The organism is Pseudoalteromonas sp. OFAV1, assembly GCF_021532595.1.
In the GTDB taxonomy this organism is placed as follows: domain Bacteria; phylum Pseudomonadota; class Gammaproteobacteria; order Enterobacterales; family Alteromonadaceae; genus Pseudoalteromonas; species Pseudoalteromonas lipolytica_C.
On record NZ_JAKGBG010000004.1, the window covers coordinates 192,258 to 210,886 of the forward strand.

Annotated in this window: 15 protein-coding genes; 6 read left to right on the forward strand and 9 right to left on the reverse strand. The window is 39.3% G+C overall.

The features are described 5' to 3' along the window. Positions 1-2: 2 nt before the first annotated feature. On the reverse strand, positions 3-2,192 hold the full coding sequence (locus L1267_RS04100) for an LruC domain-containing protein (RefSeq protein ID WP_235382175.1): 2,190 nt from the start codon (positions 2,190-2,192) through the stop codon (positions 3-5). Positions 2,193-2,416: 224 nt separating this feature from the next. On the opposite strand from L1267_RS04100, the gene L1267_RS04105 reads away from it, so the two are divergent. After that, complete coding sequence (locus L1267_RS04105) at positions 2,417-4,573, forward strand: ATP-binding protein (protein WP_138556879.1); 2,157 nt, start codon at positions 2,417-2,419, stop codon at positions 4,571-4,573. Here the strand turns inward: L1267_RS04105 and L1267_RS04110 are convergent. From L1267_RS04110 to L1267_RS04125, 4 genes are all read right to left on the reverse strand, one after another. Then, complete coding sequence (locus L1267_RS04110; RefSeq protein ID WP_135924381.1) at positions 4,566-5,963, reverse strand: M28 family peptidase; 1,398 nt, start codon at positions 5,961-5,963, stop codon at positions 4,566-4,568. The genes L1267_RS04105 and L1267_RS04110 overlap by 8 nt on opposite strands. Positions 5,964-6,145: 182 nt before the next feature. After that, a complete protein-coding gene (locus tag L1267_RS04115; RefSeq protein WP_135924380.1) occupies positions 6,146-7,048 on the reverse strand; it encodes a sensor domain-containing diguanylate cyclase in 903 nt (300 codons plus the stop codon). Positions 7,049-7,109: 61 nt separating this feature from the next. Beyond that, positions 7,110-7,508 carry a VanZ family protein gene (locus L1267_RS04120; RefSeq protein ID WP_328247073.1) on the reverse strand — a complete coding sequence of 133 codons (399 nt, stop codon included), beginning with the start codon at positions 7,506-7,508 and terminating at the stop codon, positions 7,110-7,112. 1 nt (position 7,509) lies between these two features. Then, entirely contained in the window at positions 7,510-8,340 is an 831-nt protein-coding gene (locus L1267_RS04125; protein WP_135924379.1) for an alpha/beta hydrolase, read from the reverse strand. Positions 8,341-8,499: 159 nt separating this feature from the next. Between L1267_RS04125 and L1267_RS04130 the strand changes: the two genes are divergently transcribed. The 3 genes from L1267_RS04130 to L1267_RS04140 all read left to right on the forward strand — a co-directional run bounded on the left by L1267_RS04130 (position 8,500) and on the right by L1267_RS04140 (position 12,346). Beyond that, on the forward strand, positions 8,500-10,347 hold the full coding sequence (locus L1267_RS04130; protein ID WP_138556876.1) for an ABC transporter ATP-binding protein: 1,848 nt from the start codon (positions 8,500-8,502) through the stop codon (positions 10,345-10,347). Between the two features lie 171 nt (positions 10,348-10,518). Beyond that, positions 10,519-11,031 carry a porin family protein gene (locus L1267_RS04135; protein WP_235382176.1) on the forward strand — a complete coding sequence of 171 codons (513 nt, stop codon included), beginning with the start codon at positions 10,519-10,521 and terminating at the stop codon, positions 11,029-11,031. Between the two features lie 22 nt (positions 11,032-11,053). After that, positions 11,054-12,346: an Ig-like domain-containing protein gene (locus L1267_RS04140; RefSeq protein WP_235382177.1), complete on the forward strand. Its 1,293-nt coding sequence runs from the start codon at positions 11,054-11,056 to the stop codon at positions 12,344-12,346. Positions 12,347-12,408: 62 nt separating this feature from the next. Here L1267_RS04140 and L1267_RS04145 read toward each other — a convergent pair whose 3' ends face one another. Continuing rightward, the gene (locus L1267_RS04145; RefSeq protein ID WP_235382178.1) at positions 12,409-12,825 is read right to left on the reverse strand and encodes an MAPEG family protein; all 417 of its coding nucleotides are present in this window, start codon (positions 12,823-12,825) and stop codon (positions 12,409-12,411) included. Between the two features lie 294 nt (positions 12,826-13,119). Between L1267_RS04145 and L1267_RS04150 the strand changes: the two genes are divergently transcribed. Next, entirely contained in the window at positions 13,120-14,319 is a 1,200-nt protein-coding gene (locus tag L1267_RS04150) for an Nramp family divalent metal transporter (protein WP_235382179.1), read from the forward strand. 57 nt (positions 14,320-14,376) lie between these two features. Here L1267_RS04150 and L1267_RS04155 read toward each other — a convergent pair whose 3' ends face one another. The 3 genes from L1267_RS04155 to L1267_RS04165 all read right to left on the reverse strand — a co-directional run bounded on the left by L1267_RS04155 (position 14,377) and on the right by L1267_RS04165 (position 17,907). Beyond that, positions 14,377-15,615 (reverse strand): amidohydrolase family protein, encoded by a 1,239-nt coding sequence (locus tag L1267_RS04155; RefSeq protein ID WP_135924373.1) that lies wholly within the window; start codon positions 15,613-15,615, stop codon positions 14,377-14,379. An 11-nt stretch (positions 15,616-15,626) separates the two neighbouring features. Beyond that, complete coding sequence (locus L1267_RS04160) at positions 15,627-17,009, reverse strand: amidohydrolase (RefSeq protein WP_135924372.1); 1,383 nt, start codon at positions 17,007-17,009, stop codon at positions 15,627-15,629. A gap of 112 nt (positions 17,010-17,121) precedes the next feature. Continuing rightward, positions 17,122-17,907, reverse strand: a complete 786-nt coding sequence (locus L1267_RS04165) for a hypothetical protein (protein WP_235382180.1) — start codon at positions 17,905-17,907, stop codon at positions 17,122-17,124. A 355-nt stretch (positions 17,908-18,262) separates the two neighbouring features. On the opposite strand from L1267_RS04165, the gene L1267_RS04170 reads away from it, so the two are divergent. Beyond that, the gene (locus L1267_RS04170) at positions 18,263-18,625 is read left to right on the forward strand and encodes a DUF3718 domain-containing protein (RefSeq protein ID WP_135924370.1); all 363 of its coding nucleotides are present in this window, start codon (positions 18,263-18,265) and stop codon (positions 18,623-18,625) included. The last annotated feature ends 4 nt before the right edge of the window (positions 18,626-18,629 follow it).

Here is an 18,629-nt window from a genome sequence, read left to right on the forward strand (position 1 = left end):
GGCTACTGTGCTCCCGAAATCACTTTAGATGTTGTTGCATTGTTAAACCACATTGGACTTTCTCTGCCATCAGATTCAGCAAATGTTTGGAACTCACTATAGGCTTGGGTTATATCAACACTTTCTTTTGGGTGCGCCCATGACGACCCCACTTCAATGGCCCAAGGTAATCCAGATGGCGTTTGGAAGTAATACCCAAACTGAGTATTAGTTGCATCATCACTGCCTACTAAAGAAAACAAGCTTTGATTAAATTTTTCTGTCGGCGGTTGGTTTTTAATATGCACTTCCCATCCGCGAGGATTCAAGCCATCTAAAAAAGTACCGTGGTAATGACCTTCTGCCGCAAAAATAAATGGGTCCAGTGTATATTTAGGTGCATCAACACTCGCTATATAAGTATTTAATGACACACTTAAAGTGAAGCTAACTTTATTATTAATGTTACAACCCGCTTCTGTTCTGAAAAAACTACAGCTAGAGTCTTTACTTGCATAGGCCCATGTGTCTGGCATCACAATAAAAATTGCGTCTTCTGTTCCTTCTTCAAGGATCGTATGTGTTTGCTGTTCGCCATTAATGATTAAACTGATTGATGCTTGGTCTATTTGACTGCGTAAAATGCGTTTGTTTATACCACTGGGGCTAGATTGATAAAGGCGAACTGCAAACCCGTTGTGAAAAGTGGCACCTATTCCTACAAGATCTCCTTCAATTTTATAACCAAGCGCTTGTCCATCTTTATCAATCAACTTTGTACGGTAATTCATAACCAAATCATTAAAGTCATAATCACCAGCGAAGGGCCATTGGTCTTCATAAGCCAGAGTTACCCAGCCATTCTCACTTGGGTAAGCAAGACTACCGTAGGTATTAATGGGATAGTCTTCAACTTCTCCGCCTGTAACCCCACCTGTTGCAGTTATTGGATTTGCTTCGCTACCGTCTGTAACCCGAAAACGTGCCCATGTTGCCCCCATAACAGCATTACTTGGTACATCAACAAGAACACTGTTATCCCCTTGATTAAGGCGGTATTTACTCACTGTGATTTCGTCTGCATCAAACTGGTAATTTTGGTCCCAATCAAACCAAGCATATAAATAGCCATTATCATTTGGTGATGTGACAATAATTTGGCTTGTTGAGCCGGCAACAAAATCAGTCACAAACTTGACCCCATCGTCAGAGCTATCTACTGATGACTGGAGAAGATCACTGGCAGTGTTTAGGTTTTCTCCATCAACACTTGCGCCGAGATAAACAAGGTTAGATTGGTCTTCATTAGGATCGAACAAGTGTCTTGCACCGCTATCTTCTAACGTTGTTTGATAAGGTCTAGGCGCATCACCAAAATCAATCGAGTTATCTGTAACTTTTACCTCTGCTATAGCACAACGTGCCCCATCATTTTGGTTAGATGTAGGGCCCAATGTAAACACAGACGCAGTTGGTGTATAACCCGACACAGGGCTGATGTTTAAATTAACCCTATGGACTTTACCGCTTCGATTGTTACTAAAATAAAACTGCCCTTGCAAATCAAAGTAAGCTGCGCCATTGGCGCCTGTATCACCTGCAATATCGAGATTTGTAATAAAAACAGGGCCACCATTTTCAACGTTGATCTCATATAAGTCGCCGTTTGATTCAACAGCGTAAAGAAGAGTACTGTGCGGATGAAATGCAAAGTCATAAATAGTGAGATTCCAATTAGCAGAGCCTGGAATTAATTCAGCTTGGTATTGTTCATTTTGTGCTGTTAAATTAATGGCGTAAAGGCCAAAGCGCGGATGATATAAGTAATACACAGCCTTGTTTTGCTGCTCATCAACTAAAATATCACCCACATAAAAGTTCGTATCTGGTAAGCCGCTTACATTTAAACGCTCTAACATGTATTGGTTATTTATGCGTACCACACTTTTAGGGGCTTGCTTACTAAAACCATACATGTATTGGTCTTGGTAATTAAAGCCCACCGCATTAACACTGTCGTTATTAGCTTCGCTTGCAAAATCCATTGCTGCTGCAAGCACTGTCGTTTTCGCAGATACTAAATCAACACCATACATCTGTGCGGGCGAACCCTGAATTAAAAATGCTTTACTTGGACACTGCTCAAATGGTGCTGCACTTACCAAGCCGTTAGCAAGTGCCGCTGTTAAGTAAATGAACATGTTAATTTTCATAATTACACTCTCCTTTGGGTGTGTAATTACTTAAAGCAGCAACCATTCCAAAAAATAAATAGCCTTTTAACAATGCGTTATAAAAATCTAGCCAATATTATTCGCAAGTTGCGAGAAGAATAATTGCATAATGCAATTCCTTTTAGCTATAAAAGCAAATCATTCCCATTTAAAAGTATGACATGCTAGACTAGTTGGGATTTAAAAAAATAATAAACCCTACTATGAAACTTAAAGCCGCTGTTTTTCTGTATTTTGCCTTATCAATGAACTGTGCTTTTGCATCATCATTGCAAAACCATATTGACGAAGCCAGAGCAATCAGTGATTACCAAAAACGATATGAGTATTTATTAAGTATCGATAAACAACTTTTAGAATCGGCAAGCCTTGCAGAAAGAATCAGTTTTAACGTTAGATTAATTCACGTTCATATACAGCTGGGGCAGTTTCAGCAGGCGCAAACAATAATAGATGAGCTTGAAGCAGGCCCAAAATACAAAAACGACTCCCCTATATACAGCGAGTTGTATCTTGCTAAAGCACGACTGGCCTACAGAAAAAGTGACTTAGAAACCGCAATTTCGTTATCTCAACAAAATGTCGCGCTATTTCAGCGTTTGCAACTTAGCGATTATGAAATTGACGCCGTGGCGAGCCTTGTCAGTGCCTATCATAATGCTGGTGAGTATCAAGCCGCCTTGAACTTGCTTGAGGTTTATATTCACGACAACAATCGCGAATTAACCTTAAAGCAAAAAGAAATGCTCTACCATGGTTACTCACGTAATCTTGAGCAGTTAGACCGGTTAACGCTTGCTCTGGAGTATAAACTAAAACGCCGTGAGCTAGTTCAGCAGATGTCACCGTCTATTTCATTACAAGCAGGCATAACCTATTCGATTGCTCAAAGTTATTTAGATTTAGGCCAATACGAAAAAGCAAAGAGCGAGTTTATTACAGCGCTTAGTTTTGATAGACAAACGGGGTCACTTTCAGATATCGGACATAGCTTAGTTAAGTTATCACAATGCGAATATGGGCTACACAATTACACTAAAGCACTTGAATACGCACAAGATGCTCAGCAAGTATTTGCTAGTTATAACAGCACAAGAAATACCGCTTGGGCTAAGCATAATATTGCAATAAATTTGCTTGAAATTGATAAAGCTGATCAAGCATTAGCAATTGAAAAACAAGTAATCACTGAACTGAAAGAAGACGATCACTTATATACTGATGTGTTACTTACATTAGCAAAACTATACATTGGCTCGACTGAGCTTAAACAAGCTAAACATTATGCACAACAAGCCTTTCAATTAAGTAATCAAAAAAATAGGCTGCAAAAGCAGATCCTTGCCCTTGAACATCTAATTACAGTTGCACAACAGCAAGCTGATTATCAACAAGCATTGTCGTATCAACGCACTATCACGGAGCTTGAAAAAAACTTTGCCCATAACAACTACAATCAACGTTTAGCAGAGTTACAAAACTCAATTGCTATTCGCGACCGAGATTTGGCCATTCAAAATTTAAAACTGCAAGACCATGAAAAAAGCCAAGCCATAGCCTCACAGCGTCAAACAATCTTATACAGCATTTTATTATTTAGCTTGCTTTTAGCTGTAATGGGCATCGCATTATTAAGAGTAAAACAAAGAAAACAACTGATTGAACAACGCCGGAATTATCTAGATAAACAAATCAGCCAACGTAGTAAGTTATTATCACAAGTTGCCCACGAACTAAGTGGTCCATTAACAGGGTTGCGCTTACACCTTGAAACTCTGCAAGCTGGTCTTACTCAATTTAATGAGCTTACCTACGAAAAGCTCAACCAAAAAATCACCGACATGGCGACCTTAGTTGCTGATTTAAATAAAATCTCTCTTTTAGAACAAAGTAGTTTTCAGCTCAAGCTAACAGCAATTAATGCTGCTGAATATTTCCAAAGTTTACACGCAGATATGGTGATCCAGCTGGATCAATTTGAAGTGGGATTCACACAAAACATAGCCGATGAATTAACATTAGAGTGTGATGCAACAAGGCTTTCACAGTTATTTGCAAACTTAATCAGTAATTCGCTTAAGTACACGCATCAGCCCGGTAAGATTAATTTAACGATTAGCCAAAGCCAAACACAGCTATTGATCCGCTATGAAGATTCAGCCCCTGGCGTGAGCGATGAAAGTTTAACAAAGATTTTTGACCACCTTTATAGAGTGCCAGACTTAAATACAGTTAAACAATCAGGGTCAGGGATTGGGCTTGCGATAGTAAAACAAATTGTCGAAGCCCATAATTGGCGTATAACGGCAGCCCATAGCGAACTCGGTGGTGTCCGCTATGACTTAACGATTGCTATTTAGGTGATTTGTCTGGCCATTCAAATGCACCAACATCACCAGGAAATACAACCGGTGATTCAATTCCATCTTTGTTCACAGCAGCAACACCAAAATAGTAGTTATCGATAACAATATTTTTCAGTGTTGCTTCGGTGACTTTGCCAACATCACGACTAAATTGCCATTGTGGCTCACTGGTATAACGCCAATAGATTTTATAACTAACCACAGTTGGGTCATCACTTTCATGCCACGCCAAGGTTGTACTTGGCTTTACAGCACCTGAAATACTGACCCCTGTTGGTGGTGCAGGCGCCCATGCCATTGATGCCATCGTCACTGCATTTAGTGACGTTAATTTCGCTGCATAGGCAAAATCAACATGATCAATGGTGTCACCGTAGGTAATACCATTTTCAGCACGTAAGTCTTGGTGTTGTTGGTTATAATTTTCGTTGGTTTCCATTATACGCACAGCTGCAAAGCCAACATCGTTAAATGGACGGTGATGCCCTCCTCGACCAAAACGATCGAGTCGATATACCAACATGGTATCCAGATTTTCAATGTAGCGATCTGCGATTGTATCTATGTAACGCGCAAGGTTACGACTTGCAGAATCAACCTCACCACCGGTAAAACGGCGTTTATGGGCTTGCTCTTTGGTTTCAATAACGCGAGTGCCTTCAGAGAAGATACGTGCAGTTGTGTTATCTGTTACCCCATTAATGCCGGTTGAATTACCAATCATGTCGTTGTTTAAAACACCATGAACACGCCAATTATGCTCTTGTGCATATTTAGCTAAAATTTTACCGCCAAATAAGCCTTGCTCTTCACCAGATAAAGCTGCATAAACAATTGAGCCATTAAATTTATACTTTGATAAAACACGCGCAGATTCCAGCACGCCAGCCACACCAGATGCATTATCATTAGCCCCTGGCGCATCTGAGGTATAGTCCATTACATCAGACACTCTCGAGTCAATATCACCCGACATCATAACCATTCGGTTCGCATCAACTTGACCGCGCTGAATAGCCACAATATTGACAACCTCTACCGGGTTTGGAATACGCTTTTCACCGGAAATAGTGTCTTTTACTTCGATGATTTCTAGGCAATTTCCGCACGCTTTAGAAATCGCCTCAAATTCAGACTTGATCCAACGTCTTGCTGCACCAATACCACGTGTATCTGATTTCGTCTCAGAAAGAGTATGGCGAGTGCCAAAATCAACCAGCGTTTGTATATCTTGCTCTATACGCGTTTTTGAAACTGCATTTGCAATATCATGCAAAGCTTGTTGATCTTTATATTGAGGTGTTGTGGCTTGAGCTGCCGAGACCAAAAACAGCGATGAGCTAAACAAAGCACCCGTTGTTGTTATTATTTTACGCTTTAACATAGTTTCACTCCTTCAATGAATAATTCAAGGCTAACTAATATTTCATTTCACGCAATAGTTATGAGTTAGAAAACAAATTATTAGGTTGAATAATCTGAGTTTATCTTTTGTCTAGGTGCTGTGAAGTTTAAAATAAGTAAGAATCGTAGGAATTGAAGGTAACTGCTCAGTTGTAAGTGACACTATGATTTTGTACCTGGTAATGTCATCGTATCATTATAAAACACCACCTGATTGCCACCCGCGTACTTTGCGTTATACATGGCTTTGTCAGCGCACTGAATTAAATACTCTGCATCGCCATAATGTTCTGGAAATAACACAGCACCAATACTTGGCGAGTAAATAAGCTCTGCATCATTATAGATAAGTGGTTTACAGATTTCTGCTTTTAACTTATCAACGGCTTCTATCACGTCATTTTTATTCTTAACGCTTTTCAATACCACGACAAATTCATCTCCACCTAAACGGCCTACTGAGTCACCTTTTTTCAATACATGGCGAATACGCATGGCAATTGTTTTTAACAGCTTATCGCCCGCTCCATGACCATGGATATCATTAACTTGCTTAAAGCCATCAATATCAATAAATAACACGCCTATTACTGTTGAAATGGTATTCGCAATTGACAAAGATTCTTCTAATTGTGTGGTCAGATAATGACGGTTAGGTAAATCGGTAAGTGAGTCATGGCCTGCCATATAAATTAATTTTTGTTCTAATTTTTTTTGCTCAGTAATGTCATAAGCGATTGCCACTCTGACTTGTTTTTCTTTTGACCAATAAACTGACCACAAAACATGGACTATTCTGCCATCTTTTCTTACCCAACGATTTTCAAAACGTGGATCATCATTGCTAGACACTATTTTGTTGATAGCCTGAATTGTTTTTGCTCTGTCTTCTGGATAAACAAAGTCGAGCATCTGTCTATTAATAGCCTCTTCTGGTGCGTATCCGAAAATAGATTCAAAGGCTGGATTTGCAAAAAGCAAAGTACCTTTCGAGTCTACAACACAAACAGCATCTAATAAGAGAGTGATAATATCAGATAAATATTCCGATGTTTCTTGGTTCATACGCGACTAAATTGTTTGCTTTGCAATAAGTATAGACGAAACCAAGCAAGTGACTGAAAGTTTAGGGCTTAACTGGGTATAACTTTTTACTAAGCCAAAGTGATATTGCGCTAAATACAGCAATCCCTAAGAAATCTGCAATTAAATCGAAAACATCTAAAGTACGTGTTGCCACAAAATATTGACTAAATTCTTCTAATACAACGAACGTGGAAACAATGAGCACCGCTAAATAAATTTCATGTCCAACAAGTTTGATAGTTTTAAATTTAAACGCAAGGTTAATGAATAAAGTCAGCAAACCAAACAGGCAAAAATGGCCCAGTTTATCGCCATAAGGAATTGCAGCAACTAAATCAAAAAGCAGTGATTTTTGCCCCGTATTTGCTAAATAAATTACCCAACCAATAAATCCAAAAAAGCTAAGCGCCATTAAAAACAGCAGTCGTTGCAACATCATCTTATTGCCCCATATGTGTTGTTAAAAACAGAAACTGATAAGGGATTACTTTATTCCAGTAATGCCAATCGTGAGAACCCGGACGCTCTATGTAATCGTGACGAATTCGCAGCTTAAGCATAGCTTGGTGCAGCGCTCGGTTTTGCTCTACAAAGAAGTCATCTACACCTATATCGAGCATGATAGCGAGAGTATCAGCGCCTTTTTTCCACGCTGTGTTACCTGCAGCTATTTTATGTAAGTTATTAATAATGGCAATGTTATCCCACTTTTCTTGATTATCGGCATAGCCACCCAATACTTTTGCAAGGCCAAATTCAGCACTAAACGGTCTTACATCAACACCTGCCGAGATTCCCGATACTGCGGCAAAACGAGTTTGGTTATTAATGGCAATATGCAAAGCACCAAATCCCCCCATCGATAAACCTGTTATTGCACGGCCACTTTTAGACCGATTGGTCGAATAGGTTGTGTCTATATAATTGACTAAATCTTCAGCGATGTAAGTTTCGTATTGCGAACTTTTGTCGATGTCAGAATCGAGATACCAAGAGCCGAAGTTTCCATCAGGATTAACGATAATGACGTTATATTGATCGGCAAGTTTTTCGATATCTGTTAGTTTTGTCCAATCAGTATGGTTGCCGCTATAGCCATGTAATACATAAATAACATTGTAATTATTAGATTCTTGATAGCCATCCGGTAACGTTACCGTAACGGGTTTCTCAATGGCGGTTTGTTTACCCTTAAATGTATGGGTTTCGGTTTGATAAGCACAAAGTGGTAAGCTAATAACAAGCGAAAGTGTAAAGAGCAACTTTTTCATAATTAATTCCTTTTTCTTATTATATTTTCACTTCTCACAGAAGATGTAAATAACTGAATAGAGGATAGATTTTGATCGGAGTTTTTGAGCTAAATGAACTGCTAAAAAACCACTCAAATGATATAGTAGTACTACTTTGATTTTTAAAAAGCGTCGTCTATGTATCGTTTATTTGAACGGATGACTAATCCGTTTCCGAAAGAGCAACCATCTCAACCACCTAATAGCTTATTTGCATTTTGTCGTCATTATACCCGTGGCATGGAACTCTCATTGCTACTGATGTCTTTAAGCGCAGCTGCACTTGCTATTTTAGAAGTCTCGCTTTTTAGTTATATGGGGCAATTAGTTGATTGGCTCGGTCAATACACCCCTGATACCCTTTTTGTTGAGCAGCAGGCTGAGCTTACAAAAATGGCAATTGTGCTGCTGGTAGTATTGCCCATAGTTGTATTTTTTCACTCAGCAGTGTTACATCAAGCGCTACTGGGTAACTACCCTATGTCTATCCGTTGGCTAGCGCACCGTTATTTGCTTCGTCAAAGTGTTAGCTTTTATCAAAATGAATTTGCCGGTCGTATTGCGACAAAAGTCATGCAGACCTCATTAGCCGTTCGTGAGTCAGTGATGAAACTGCTCGATGTACTAATGTATATCGTAGTCTACTTTGGTGCCATGGTATTTTTAGTCGCTGAATCTGACTGGCGTTTGATGCTGCCATTGTTAGTTTGGTTAGTCCTTTATGCTGCAATTCAGATGTATTTTGTACCCAAACTCAAAAAAGTAGCCAGCTCGCAGGCAGATGCGCGTTCAGAAATGACCGGACGTGTGGTTGATAGTTATACTAACATTTCAACAATCAAATTATTCTCGTATACGCAGCGTGAAGAGCAATACGCAAAAGACAGCATGGATGTGTTTTTACAGCCGGTATATAAGCAGATGCGTTTAGTTACCAGCTTGAACTTTTCTATCAATACTCTTAATTATTTGCTGGTATTTAGCATTGCCGCTTTGTCATTGTATCTGTGGTCTATTAGTGCCATCAGTGTTGGGGCTATCGCTATTGCAGTGAGTTTATCTCTTAGATTAAACGGTATGGCACAATGGATCATGTGGGAGATCAGTAGCCTGTTTGAAAACATTGGTACTGTTGCTGATGGTATGAAAACCCTATCAACGCCGATTGAAGTAGATGATAAAACAGATGCGAGCACCCTTAACGTTGATAAAGGGTCGATAAGCTTTGAGAATGTACAATTTAACTATGGTAAAGCAGCTAACGAAACCCATCGCGGCCCTGTTATCAATGGCTTAAACCTTGATATAAAACCAGGTGAAAAAATTGGTTTAGTGGGTCGTTCTGGCGCTGGTAAGTCGACCTTAGTGAACTTATTACTGCGCTTTTATGATGTTGACTCGGGCACTATTCGTATTGATGGTCAAAACATCGCTGATGTAAGCCAAGAAAGTTTACGTAAACATATTGCGATGGTGACGCAAGATACCTCGCTGTTACATCGCTCTGTAAAAGACAACATTCTTTATGGCAGGCCAGATGCAACTGAAGAAGAAATGCTCGCTGCTGCAAAGCAAGCTAAGGCACTTGAGTTCATCGAAGACTTAGAAGATAGCAAAGGTAATAAAGGCTTTGCTGCACAAGTCGGTGAGCGAGGTGTGAAGCTTTCAGGTGGTCAGCGACAGCGTATTGCTATTGCACGAGTCCTTCTAAAAGATGCTCCAATTTTGATATTAGATGAAGCAACTAGTGCCCTTGATTCAGAGGTAGAAGCGGCAATTCAAACCAGCTTAGACGATTTAATGACGGGTAAAACGGTTATAGCAATTGCGCATCGCTTATCAACAATTGCACAAATGGATAGACTCATCGTACTTGATGAAGGTGGCGTGGTTGAACAAGGTTCTCACCAACAATTAATTTCACAAGGTGGCATCTACGCTGCCCTGTGGTCACATCAAACCGGTGGTTTTATTGGTGTTGAGTAACTTAGTTTTTGCTGTATTTAACTAGCGAACTGGTACTTGTATCTGCAAGCTAGTTATTTACAGTTTCAAATATAATTCAACCAGTTGTATGTAAATTAACAAGTACGCTGCTTGATTCCACTAATACTAAACGCTAGTATCGACCCTAATATAAACACAAGAAATTAAATTATGAAAAAGTATATTTTGCTTTTTATATTTGCAGCTAGTTTTCAGACTAAGGCAGATACGTACTATCTAGGTGCTGACTATATGCTCAGTGATATTGAAATTAGTAGTGAAAGTGCTAAACCAACTGCTACCTTCTTAAGAGCAGGCGCCAGCAACAATAATATGGCATTTGAGGCACAGTACTTAATATCAAGTGATGACGACAATATTTACAATTTAGAGTTTGAACTTGAAAAAAGCGCCGCACTCTTTTTTGTTATGCAATCTGATGTGGTTAAAGGCTTTGGACTTGATATCTCATTAGGCTATGCAAAAAACGAAATGATCGTTAATTCAGCATCAGAAAAGCTCCCCACAAATTATAATTATGATGGCTTTGCATGGGGAGTGGCAGTTCACCAGCAGATACCTTATATCAAAAATACACAAGTGAGATTAGCCTACCAATCTTTATTTAAAGGAGACGACGTAGAAATCAGTGGTGTAACACTTGGCCTTACTTACCATTTTTAAATAGCTAATCGCAAGGATTTTCATGAACACGCAGTTGAACGTATCAAAACTTTTCAGTATCTCTTTAATTGTTAGCGCTATTTTGGGTTGCGGATCTGAAACTGACTCAACTCAGTTAGCAAAAGAAGTTGAACTTGAAAAGTTACGCCAAGAAGGCACTATCATTGAGTCACTTAGTATTGAAAACTACCAAGTTCGTTTAAAAGAAGGTGACACCCATCAATTGAAAGTAACAGGTATAGATTCAAATGGTGAATCTAGAGACGTAACCAATGAAATAACCTGGAAAACAAGTGACGAGAGTATTGCTAAAATCAATAGTAATGGCTTGTTAACTGCTCTAAAAAATTCGCCATCTAGCCAAGGGTTAATTACTATATCCGCGACGACTATAAATGATATTAGTGATGAAAAACAAATATCTATTGCAGATGTGGCGGCAGAATCAATTAATTTAAAACAAGTCATTCCTGCAACAGGCTCTATCAATACATGCACGCCTGGGAGAGTATCGGCCGATATAACCTACGTTGATGGATATACTGCATTAAATAGCTTGAGAGATATAAACCTAAGTGTCGATGAAAATACAACTGCCAAAATCAATCAGCAAGGCTTTGTATATACATCTGCTGCAGCTGTTGAAAGCACTGTAATTACAGCTGCAATTGGCAATGTTACCGATCAATTATCTGTTGTTGCAGATCCTAGCAATTTAAAAGAAATTAATGTGTCGTTTAATTCTGAACAAGACAATGAGTTAAACATCAGTGTTGGAGATCGAATCCAACTTGCTGCCAAAGCGGTATATCAAAATGGCAATTCAGAGCAAACCGAAGACATTAGCTCAAGTATCAAGTGGTCAGCAATCAACAGTAACTTTATTGGTTTAACACCAAAAAGTATTGACGATAGTGATTCGACAGCTAGTTTTCTTGCACTTAAACCTGGTACCACGCAACTGTTAGCCGATTGTGGTACTAAGCAAAAGATTACAACAGTACAAATTGAAGGTGATGCTGAACTTGATTCTTTAGAAATTAATGATGGCTCTAGCGAGTATTCAATTTCTCCTTTAGGAACGATTGAACTCAAATTGTTCGCTAACTACAGCTCAAATCAATCATCTTTAAATGTAACTGAATTTGCTAATTGGAGTATTAATAACAGTAACCTAGTAACGACTAAATTAGTGAATGCGGGCACAGCTCAAGCCGGCTACAGAGTTACAAGTACCTCAAATACATTAGGAACGGTATTGATCACTGTTCAATATGACACAGAAATTAGCAGTGTTTTAATAAATATCGAATAGTGACTTTGTCAATTTAAATAAATCTCAGGTGAGGCATTGAATCACAATACCTCACCACACTTTTACAATAAACGTAAGCCTATTAATAACAACATCACCATGTTAGCCATTGCTGCAATCAAAAAGAAATAGCTGCGTGGACTTGGGTTCTTTTCTGTTGCTATCGCATAATACAGAATCATATGGATAAGCCTCGCAGCTACATAAATCCAGATACACAAAGCAAATGCCATGCTATTCAAGTTAAGAAAAAAACCTAAAAACACAGTGGCTAAAAATAATGGGCTATTCTCTAGGCTATTCATAAAGGTGCGATGCGCGCGAAACACAAAGCTATCATGACTTAAGGAACTGTCGAGTTTACCTGGCACCGCATTGGGTTGTTTTGCTTTAGTCACAGCCGCAACTATCCACTGAATAGTCAACATAATTAGATAAACATACACAGCCGCGTAAGCTGAAAAAGTGAGTTCAGGCATTTTATTTCCTTTTGCTGATAACAAATATACTTATACCTTGCAATAATCCAACCAATACTCCAGTTAATATAACTGCCTGATTTATAATAATTAAGCATATTTAAAAGCTAAACATGCTGTGCCATTACTACGTAAAGTGTATAAAAATTACAGTGTGGAATAGTTATAAGTTCAACACACTAACGCTAAACGACTCATCTCTTTTACTTTACCCTTGCAAATACTCTCTATACCCTTAAGATCTGCTTTGTTTAAACTGTTAATGCACTAAAAATAATAATAAAAGGTTTTGTCATGCGTTTAGGTCCCGGACTTCTTGTCACCGCCGCTTTTATTGGCCCAGGTACAATCACCACTGCAAGTGTTGCAGGTGCTAATTTTGGCTTTGCTCTTATTTGGACGTTATTATTCTCTGTTATAGCGACTATTTTGTTGCAATCAATGGCTGCTCGTCTTGGTGTGGCTACTGGTCAAGATTTAGCAACTGCACTTAGAACCACTATTCAAACACCGATCTTTAAAGCCCTTGCTGCGATATTAGTGATCAGTGCGATTGGTATTGGTAGTGCAGCTTACGAGGCGGGAAATTTGACTGGTGCAAGTATGGGGTTACAAGAAATTATCCCATCAATAAACCCATTGATCTGGACACCACTTATTGCGCTATTAAGTGCTGCATTATTATACACAGGTAAACATAAAGTAATTGAAACTGCACTGATTGTTTTAGTTGTTTTAATGAGCTTGGTGTTTATTTCAACACTGGTAATGGCGGCACCGCCTCTTGGCCAAGTTATGAAGGGTTTTATACCTAGTCTACCTGATGATTCTCTCACCACCGTGCTTGCCTTAATTGGTACAACTATCGTTCCCTATAACCTGTTTTTACATTCAGGGGTACTTGCTGAAAAACACGATAGCTCACAAGACATCGATAAAGTTATTAAAGAAACGAACCTTGATACCGGTATTTCAATTACTTTAGGTGGCATAATCACTTTAGCCATTTTATCAACGGCCTCAGTGGCATTTTACGGGACTGACGCAGGTAAAATATCAGCTGCTAATATGGCCGTGCAACTTGAGCCTCTGCTTGGGGGTATGGCTCATTATTTCTTTGCTATCGGTTTGTGTGCCGCAGGCCTTACAAGTGCCATCACCGCCCCACTCGCAGGTGCTTATGCGGTATGTGGTATGCTTGGCTGGTCAACACAAATGAGCGATACACGGTTTAAGCTTGTCGCTATTGTTATTTTGCTTTTTGGTGCTTTTGTCGCATCGCTAGGGCTTGATCCTGTTGCGGTGATCATCTTCGCGCAAGCTGCCAATGGTTTATTATTACCTATTGTTACTTGTTACCTTGTTTGGTTAGTGAATCAAAAATCTGTAATGAAAAAGCATACCAACTCGATGTTAGTTAACCTTGTGATTGTGCCTGTATTATTGCTGATATTCGGGCTAAGCCTCTATAAGCTTGTAAACTTGGTAATTTAAACACTTTAAATACAAAAAAGGCCGCAATCGCGGCCTTTTCTCTAAGTGCTCGTGCGCTTATTTTGTATAAGCACGTGGCATCGCTGAATCAGTTGTATAACGTTCACGTAGTTTATCTTGACGCGCTTCGGTTGAAACCTCTTCACCGTTGATCCACATTTTACTGACGTGTGAATTAAGCTCAAATGGATCTGCAGACCACATTACAAGATTGGCACGTTTACCCGTCGCAATTGCGCCTGAGTTTAAACCAAATACATCAGCAATGTTACTTGTAACAGCGCTTAGTGCACCTTGCTGGCTCATACCATAAGATACAGCATTACCCGCATCAAAGCGTAACTGGTATACATTGTGGCTAGAATCGCCCGCTACACCAATAATGACTTTTACACCGGCTTTTTCAAGCTTACCTGCGTTAGCAAGGTTTGCATGTAATGAATCAAAGCTACCCGGTAAGTTAGCCATTGAACTGATGATCACAGGTACATTAGCTTTAGCTAGCGTATCAGCCACAACAACCGCATCATCACCACCATGAATCACTAAATTAATGCCATAGCTTTGTTTTAACTTAACAAGTTCATAGATGTCTGATGCGCGCTGCACGCTTGCAATAAGAGGCATTTCGCCAGCTAGCACTGCATCTAACACTTTTTGTTCAGTCGAAGGCTCTTTTTTGTCGTCTTTTTTGTCATCCTTTTTGGCTGACTTTTGACCTTCTAACTTGTCGATAAGTGTTTTCATCGACATAGCACGGGAACCTTTGCTCTTTTCACCTAAGTGAACAACAAGTGCAACTTGCTTTTTATTTACGCTGTCAAAGCTACCAGATAAATCAACAACAGAGGCAAGACCTGCAAAGATACTTTCACCACCGTTTGGTACGATTAGATCCTGAGTAATGCCGCCTTTACGTGCATAAGGAATTAAGCTACTACGCGGGTTAAATGCAAGGCTAGGATCGAAATCAATTCCTGCTTTATCATCCCCACCATCACGAGAGCCAGCAACAGCACCCACTTCCACTAAACCTAATTGATTCATTGTGCCAATAAAACCAGCGGTTACAATTTGACCTTTTGCATCAATAGTTGTATCAGCATCAATAGATGCAGGGTTGATTGCAACAATTTTACCTTCGTCAATAACGACGCTCGCGCCTTCTAGAACGCCTTGTTCTGTTGACGTGTGCAGTGTTGCATTAACAATCGCTACAGATGCAGCACTCGCAGTTGCCGAGACCAGGCTAGCAGCAACGAGAGACAGTTTTAATGATTGAGTTAATTTTGTCATCAATGTTACTCCTATTTTTGACCTAGCATGAAATCGCTTTGTGCTTGATATTTATCATCATTACGATCATAAACTTTGGCACCATCAATAAACACTTGTTCAGCTTTCGCATAAACACTGAATGGGTTTTGATTCCAAATAACCACATCAGCTTGTTTACCCGCTTCTAGTGAACCTGTTTTGTCATCAATACCTAGTGATTTCGCAGCGTTTGATGTGATCCACTTGATTGCATGTTGTTCAGAAATGTTATAACCAACATCATTCGCACGGTACATAACTTTCCCTGCTTCTTGGTTTAGACGCTGAATTGTTGTGTCGGAATCTGAGTGAACCACTGCACATGAATTTTTAACTGCATCAACAATTGCTACGTTCTCTTGAACCATGTCGTAGGCTTCCATTTTAAAGCCCCACCAATCTGGCCAAAGTGCTGCACAGTTGCCATTTTCAGCTAATAGATCAGCAATCTTATAAGCTTCAACACCATGATGGAATGTACCTGAGTGATAGCCAAATTCTTTACCAAGATCGATCATCATAGCCATTTCCTCTGCCTTGTAGCAGTGGTTATGAATGAGTATCTCGCCATCAAGAACACCCGCTAAGGTATCAAGCTTGATATCACGATGCGGTACTTCGGGATTTTTACCCGCAGCATAATCGCTCTCGTATTTTTCCCATTGACGCTTATATTCTGCTGCTTCTATCCAAGCTGTACGATAGCCGGCCATATTACCCATACGCGTTGATGGTAAAACACCTTTACTACCATAAACACGTTTTGGGTTTTCACCACATGCCATTTTTAAACCATATGGTGCATCAGGAAACTTCATCCCTTGCATCGTATGAGAAGGAATATTTTTAAGCGTTACGCCACGACCACCAATCAGGTTTGCAGAACCTGGTAGAATTTGTAAAGACGTAATGCCCCCTTCACGAGCACGATTAAAACCTGGGTCCTGTGGCCAGACAGAGTGTTCAACCCACACTTCAGCTGTAACAGGGCTTGTCATTTCGTTACCATCTTGGTGAGATGCCACCGATGGTGTTGGATATGCTCCTAGATGTGAATGCACATCAATAATACCTGGTGTTACCCATTTGCCTTGTGCATCAATCGTTTTATCAGCTTGAACTGATAAATCTTTACCAACTTGCTGTACTTTGCCATCAACAAAGAAAACATCTGCATCATCTAAGCGCTCACCTGTGCCAGTTAGTACTGTTGCATTTGTGATCAATGTGCTTTGTGATGCAAGAGGCTTATAGGTGCTTGGGTATGGGTTTTTATTTATAGTTACTTTTGGATCTTGAGGGCCATTGTCTTGGCATCCCGCTAACGCGACACCAAGCGCCATGACCAATACGGATGGAGCAAATTTTTGCATTATGTTGTTTCTCCTTTTTATTATTGAACCACTTTAACCAAATGTTAATTTCAATGCGAACAAACGAGGCAAGTAGCAGTTTATTGGGACGAATTACCTGTTTTGTTTTGCTCTATTTTTTAATGTAATTGTTATATAGCTGCTCTAAAGCACCTTCGGTAGTTAAACTCGGATCTTTGTTAATAAAATGCTTCACAGTGCGAGTTACAAAGTCTGAATTTTGTTTATGCTGCTTCGCAAAACTTTTGATCAGTGAATCAGCATCGTTTGCTGCTGTTACCTTCTCGTGGCGATGGCGATATTGGCTTAAAGCACGATTAAAATCACCGTTATAATCTTCAACCACCAGCTTATAGAATTCTGTTCTGTCTACGTTCAAATCGTTAATGCAGTAATTTAGCGCGTCTTTAAAGTCATAAAAGACTTTGCCTTGCACATCAAATTCGGCACGCTTTTGACGAATAGTTACACTGGCCTCTTCTGTTGCATAACTATAACCTTGAAATGCAAGCCGCTCTGCAGCCTCTGCACCTAACTTCATACCTGCTTTAATGCTATGTACAAATTCATCACTCATATCGTGAAGCTCACTTTCATGCCACATGTGATAAATTCTCAACGCTTTAGCGTATTTTGCTGAAAGTTTCTTTTTAAGCTTTGTCACTCGCCCATCAATGGTCAGTATCCGTTCGTTATGTAGTAACGCAAAACATTCATAACATGCTGGAATAGATATAAATTCTGCGTCTTCACCTAAATCTATAATGCTTTGTAGCATATGTAGTGGTGGGCAAAAATCTCGCTCAGTGGCTTCACAACCGCAATAGAAGCATTGATTAAAATGTTTTGATTCAGATGCATAAGCTTGTTGATAATAGTCTGCTAATTTCGTGGCCACTGGTACTCCTTATACTTTAAATAGCGCGACTAAAAAATGTAGAGTTAAAACGTAAATGTAACCATTACGTAAAAACCAAACCTTTAATACTAGCCAATAAAGATTTTTTAATAATAAAAATAGAAAAATATTTCTCGAATTGTGTCAAAGTTCACACTTAAAAATATACCTTATCAAGCGGTTATTTTTTGTTGTTCACATCTACATACTTACTTACAACTTGTCGATTTTCATTAACAGCAATTACTCTCGGTTAGCGCATACTTTAACTGTGCCCAGCAAATAGGAAGTGTGCAGTATCCAAAGCGAGGTAGCACATATGACGTGTCACATGGACAAACAACTGGAGAGAAAGATGAATACGTTAACAACAGCACTCGGTACAGCATTAATTTTAGGTTCTTCATTAGTAGCAACAGAAACAAACGCCGCACAATTTGTAGCAGCAGATGACAATGTTGGTACTCAAGCGTGTATGGCAATTGCTTCAAACAAACCATTAAACGTAATAAACACAATGCGTGATTTACGCTTAAGCAAACGGGTTATGACAGAAAAGCTACAGTGTAATGAAATGAGCACTGAAAAGTTTGCTAGCACCTATGGGTTTAATAAATCAGCAAGTTATTTGAATTTTGAAACAACAACAAAAACCAGTATCCAAGATATTGCTAAAGTATCTGACGATACAGTCATTGTTATTGCTGGTTCTAAATAATTAT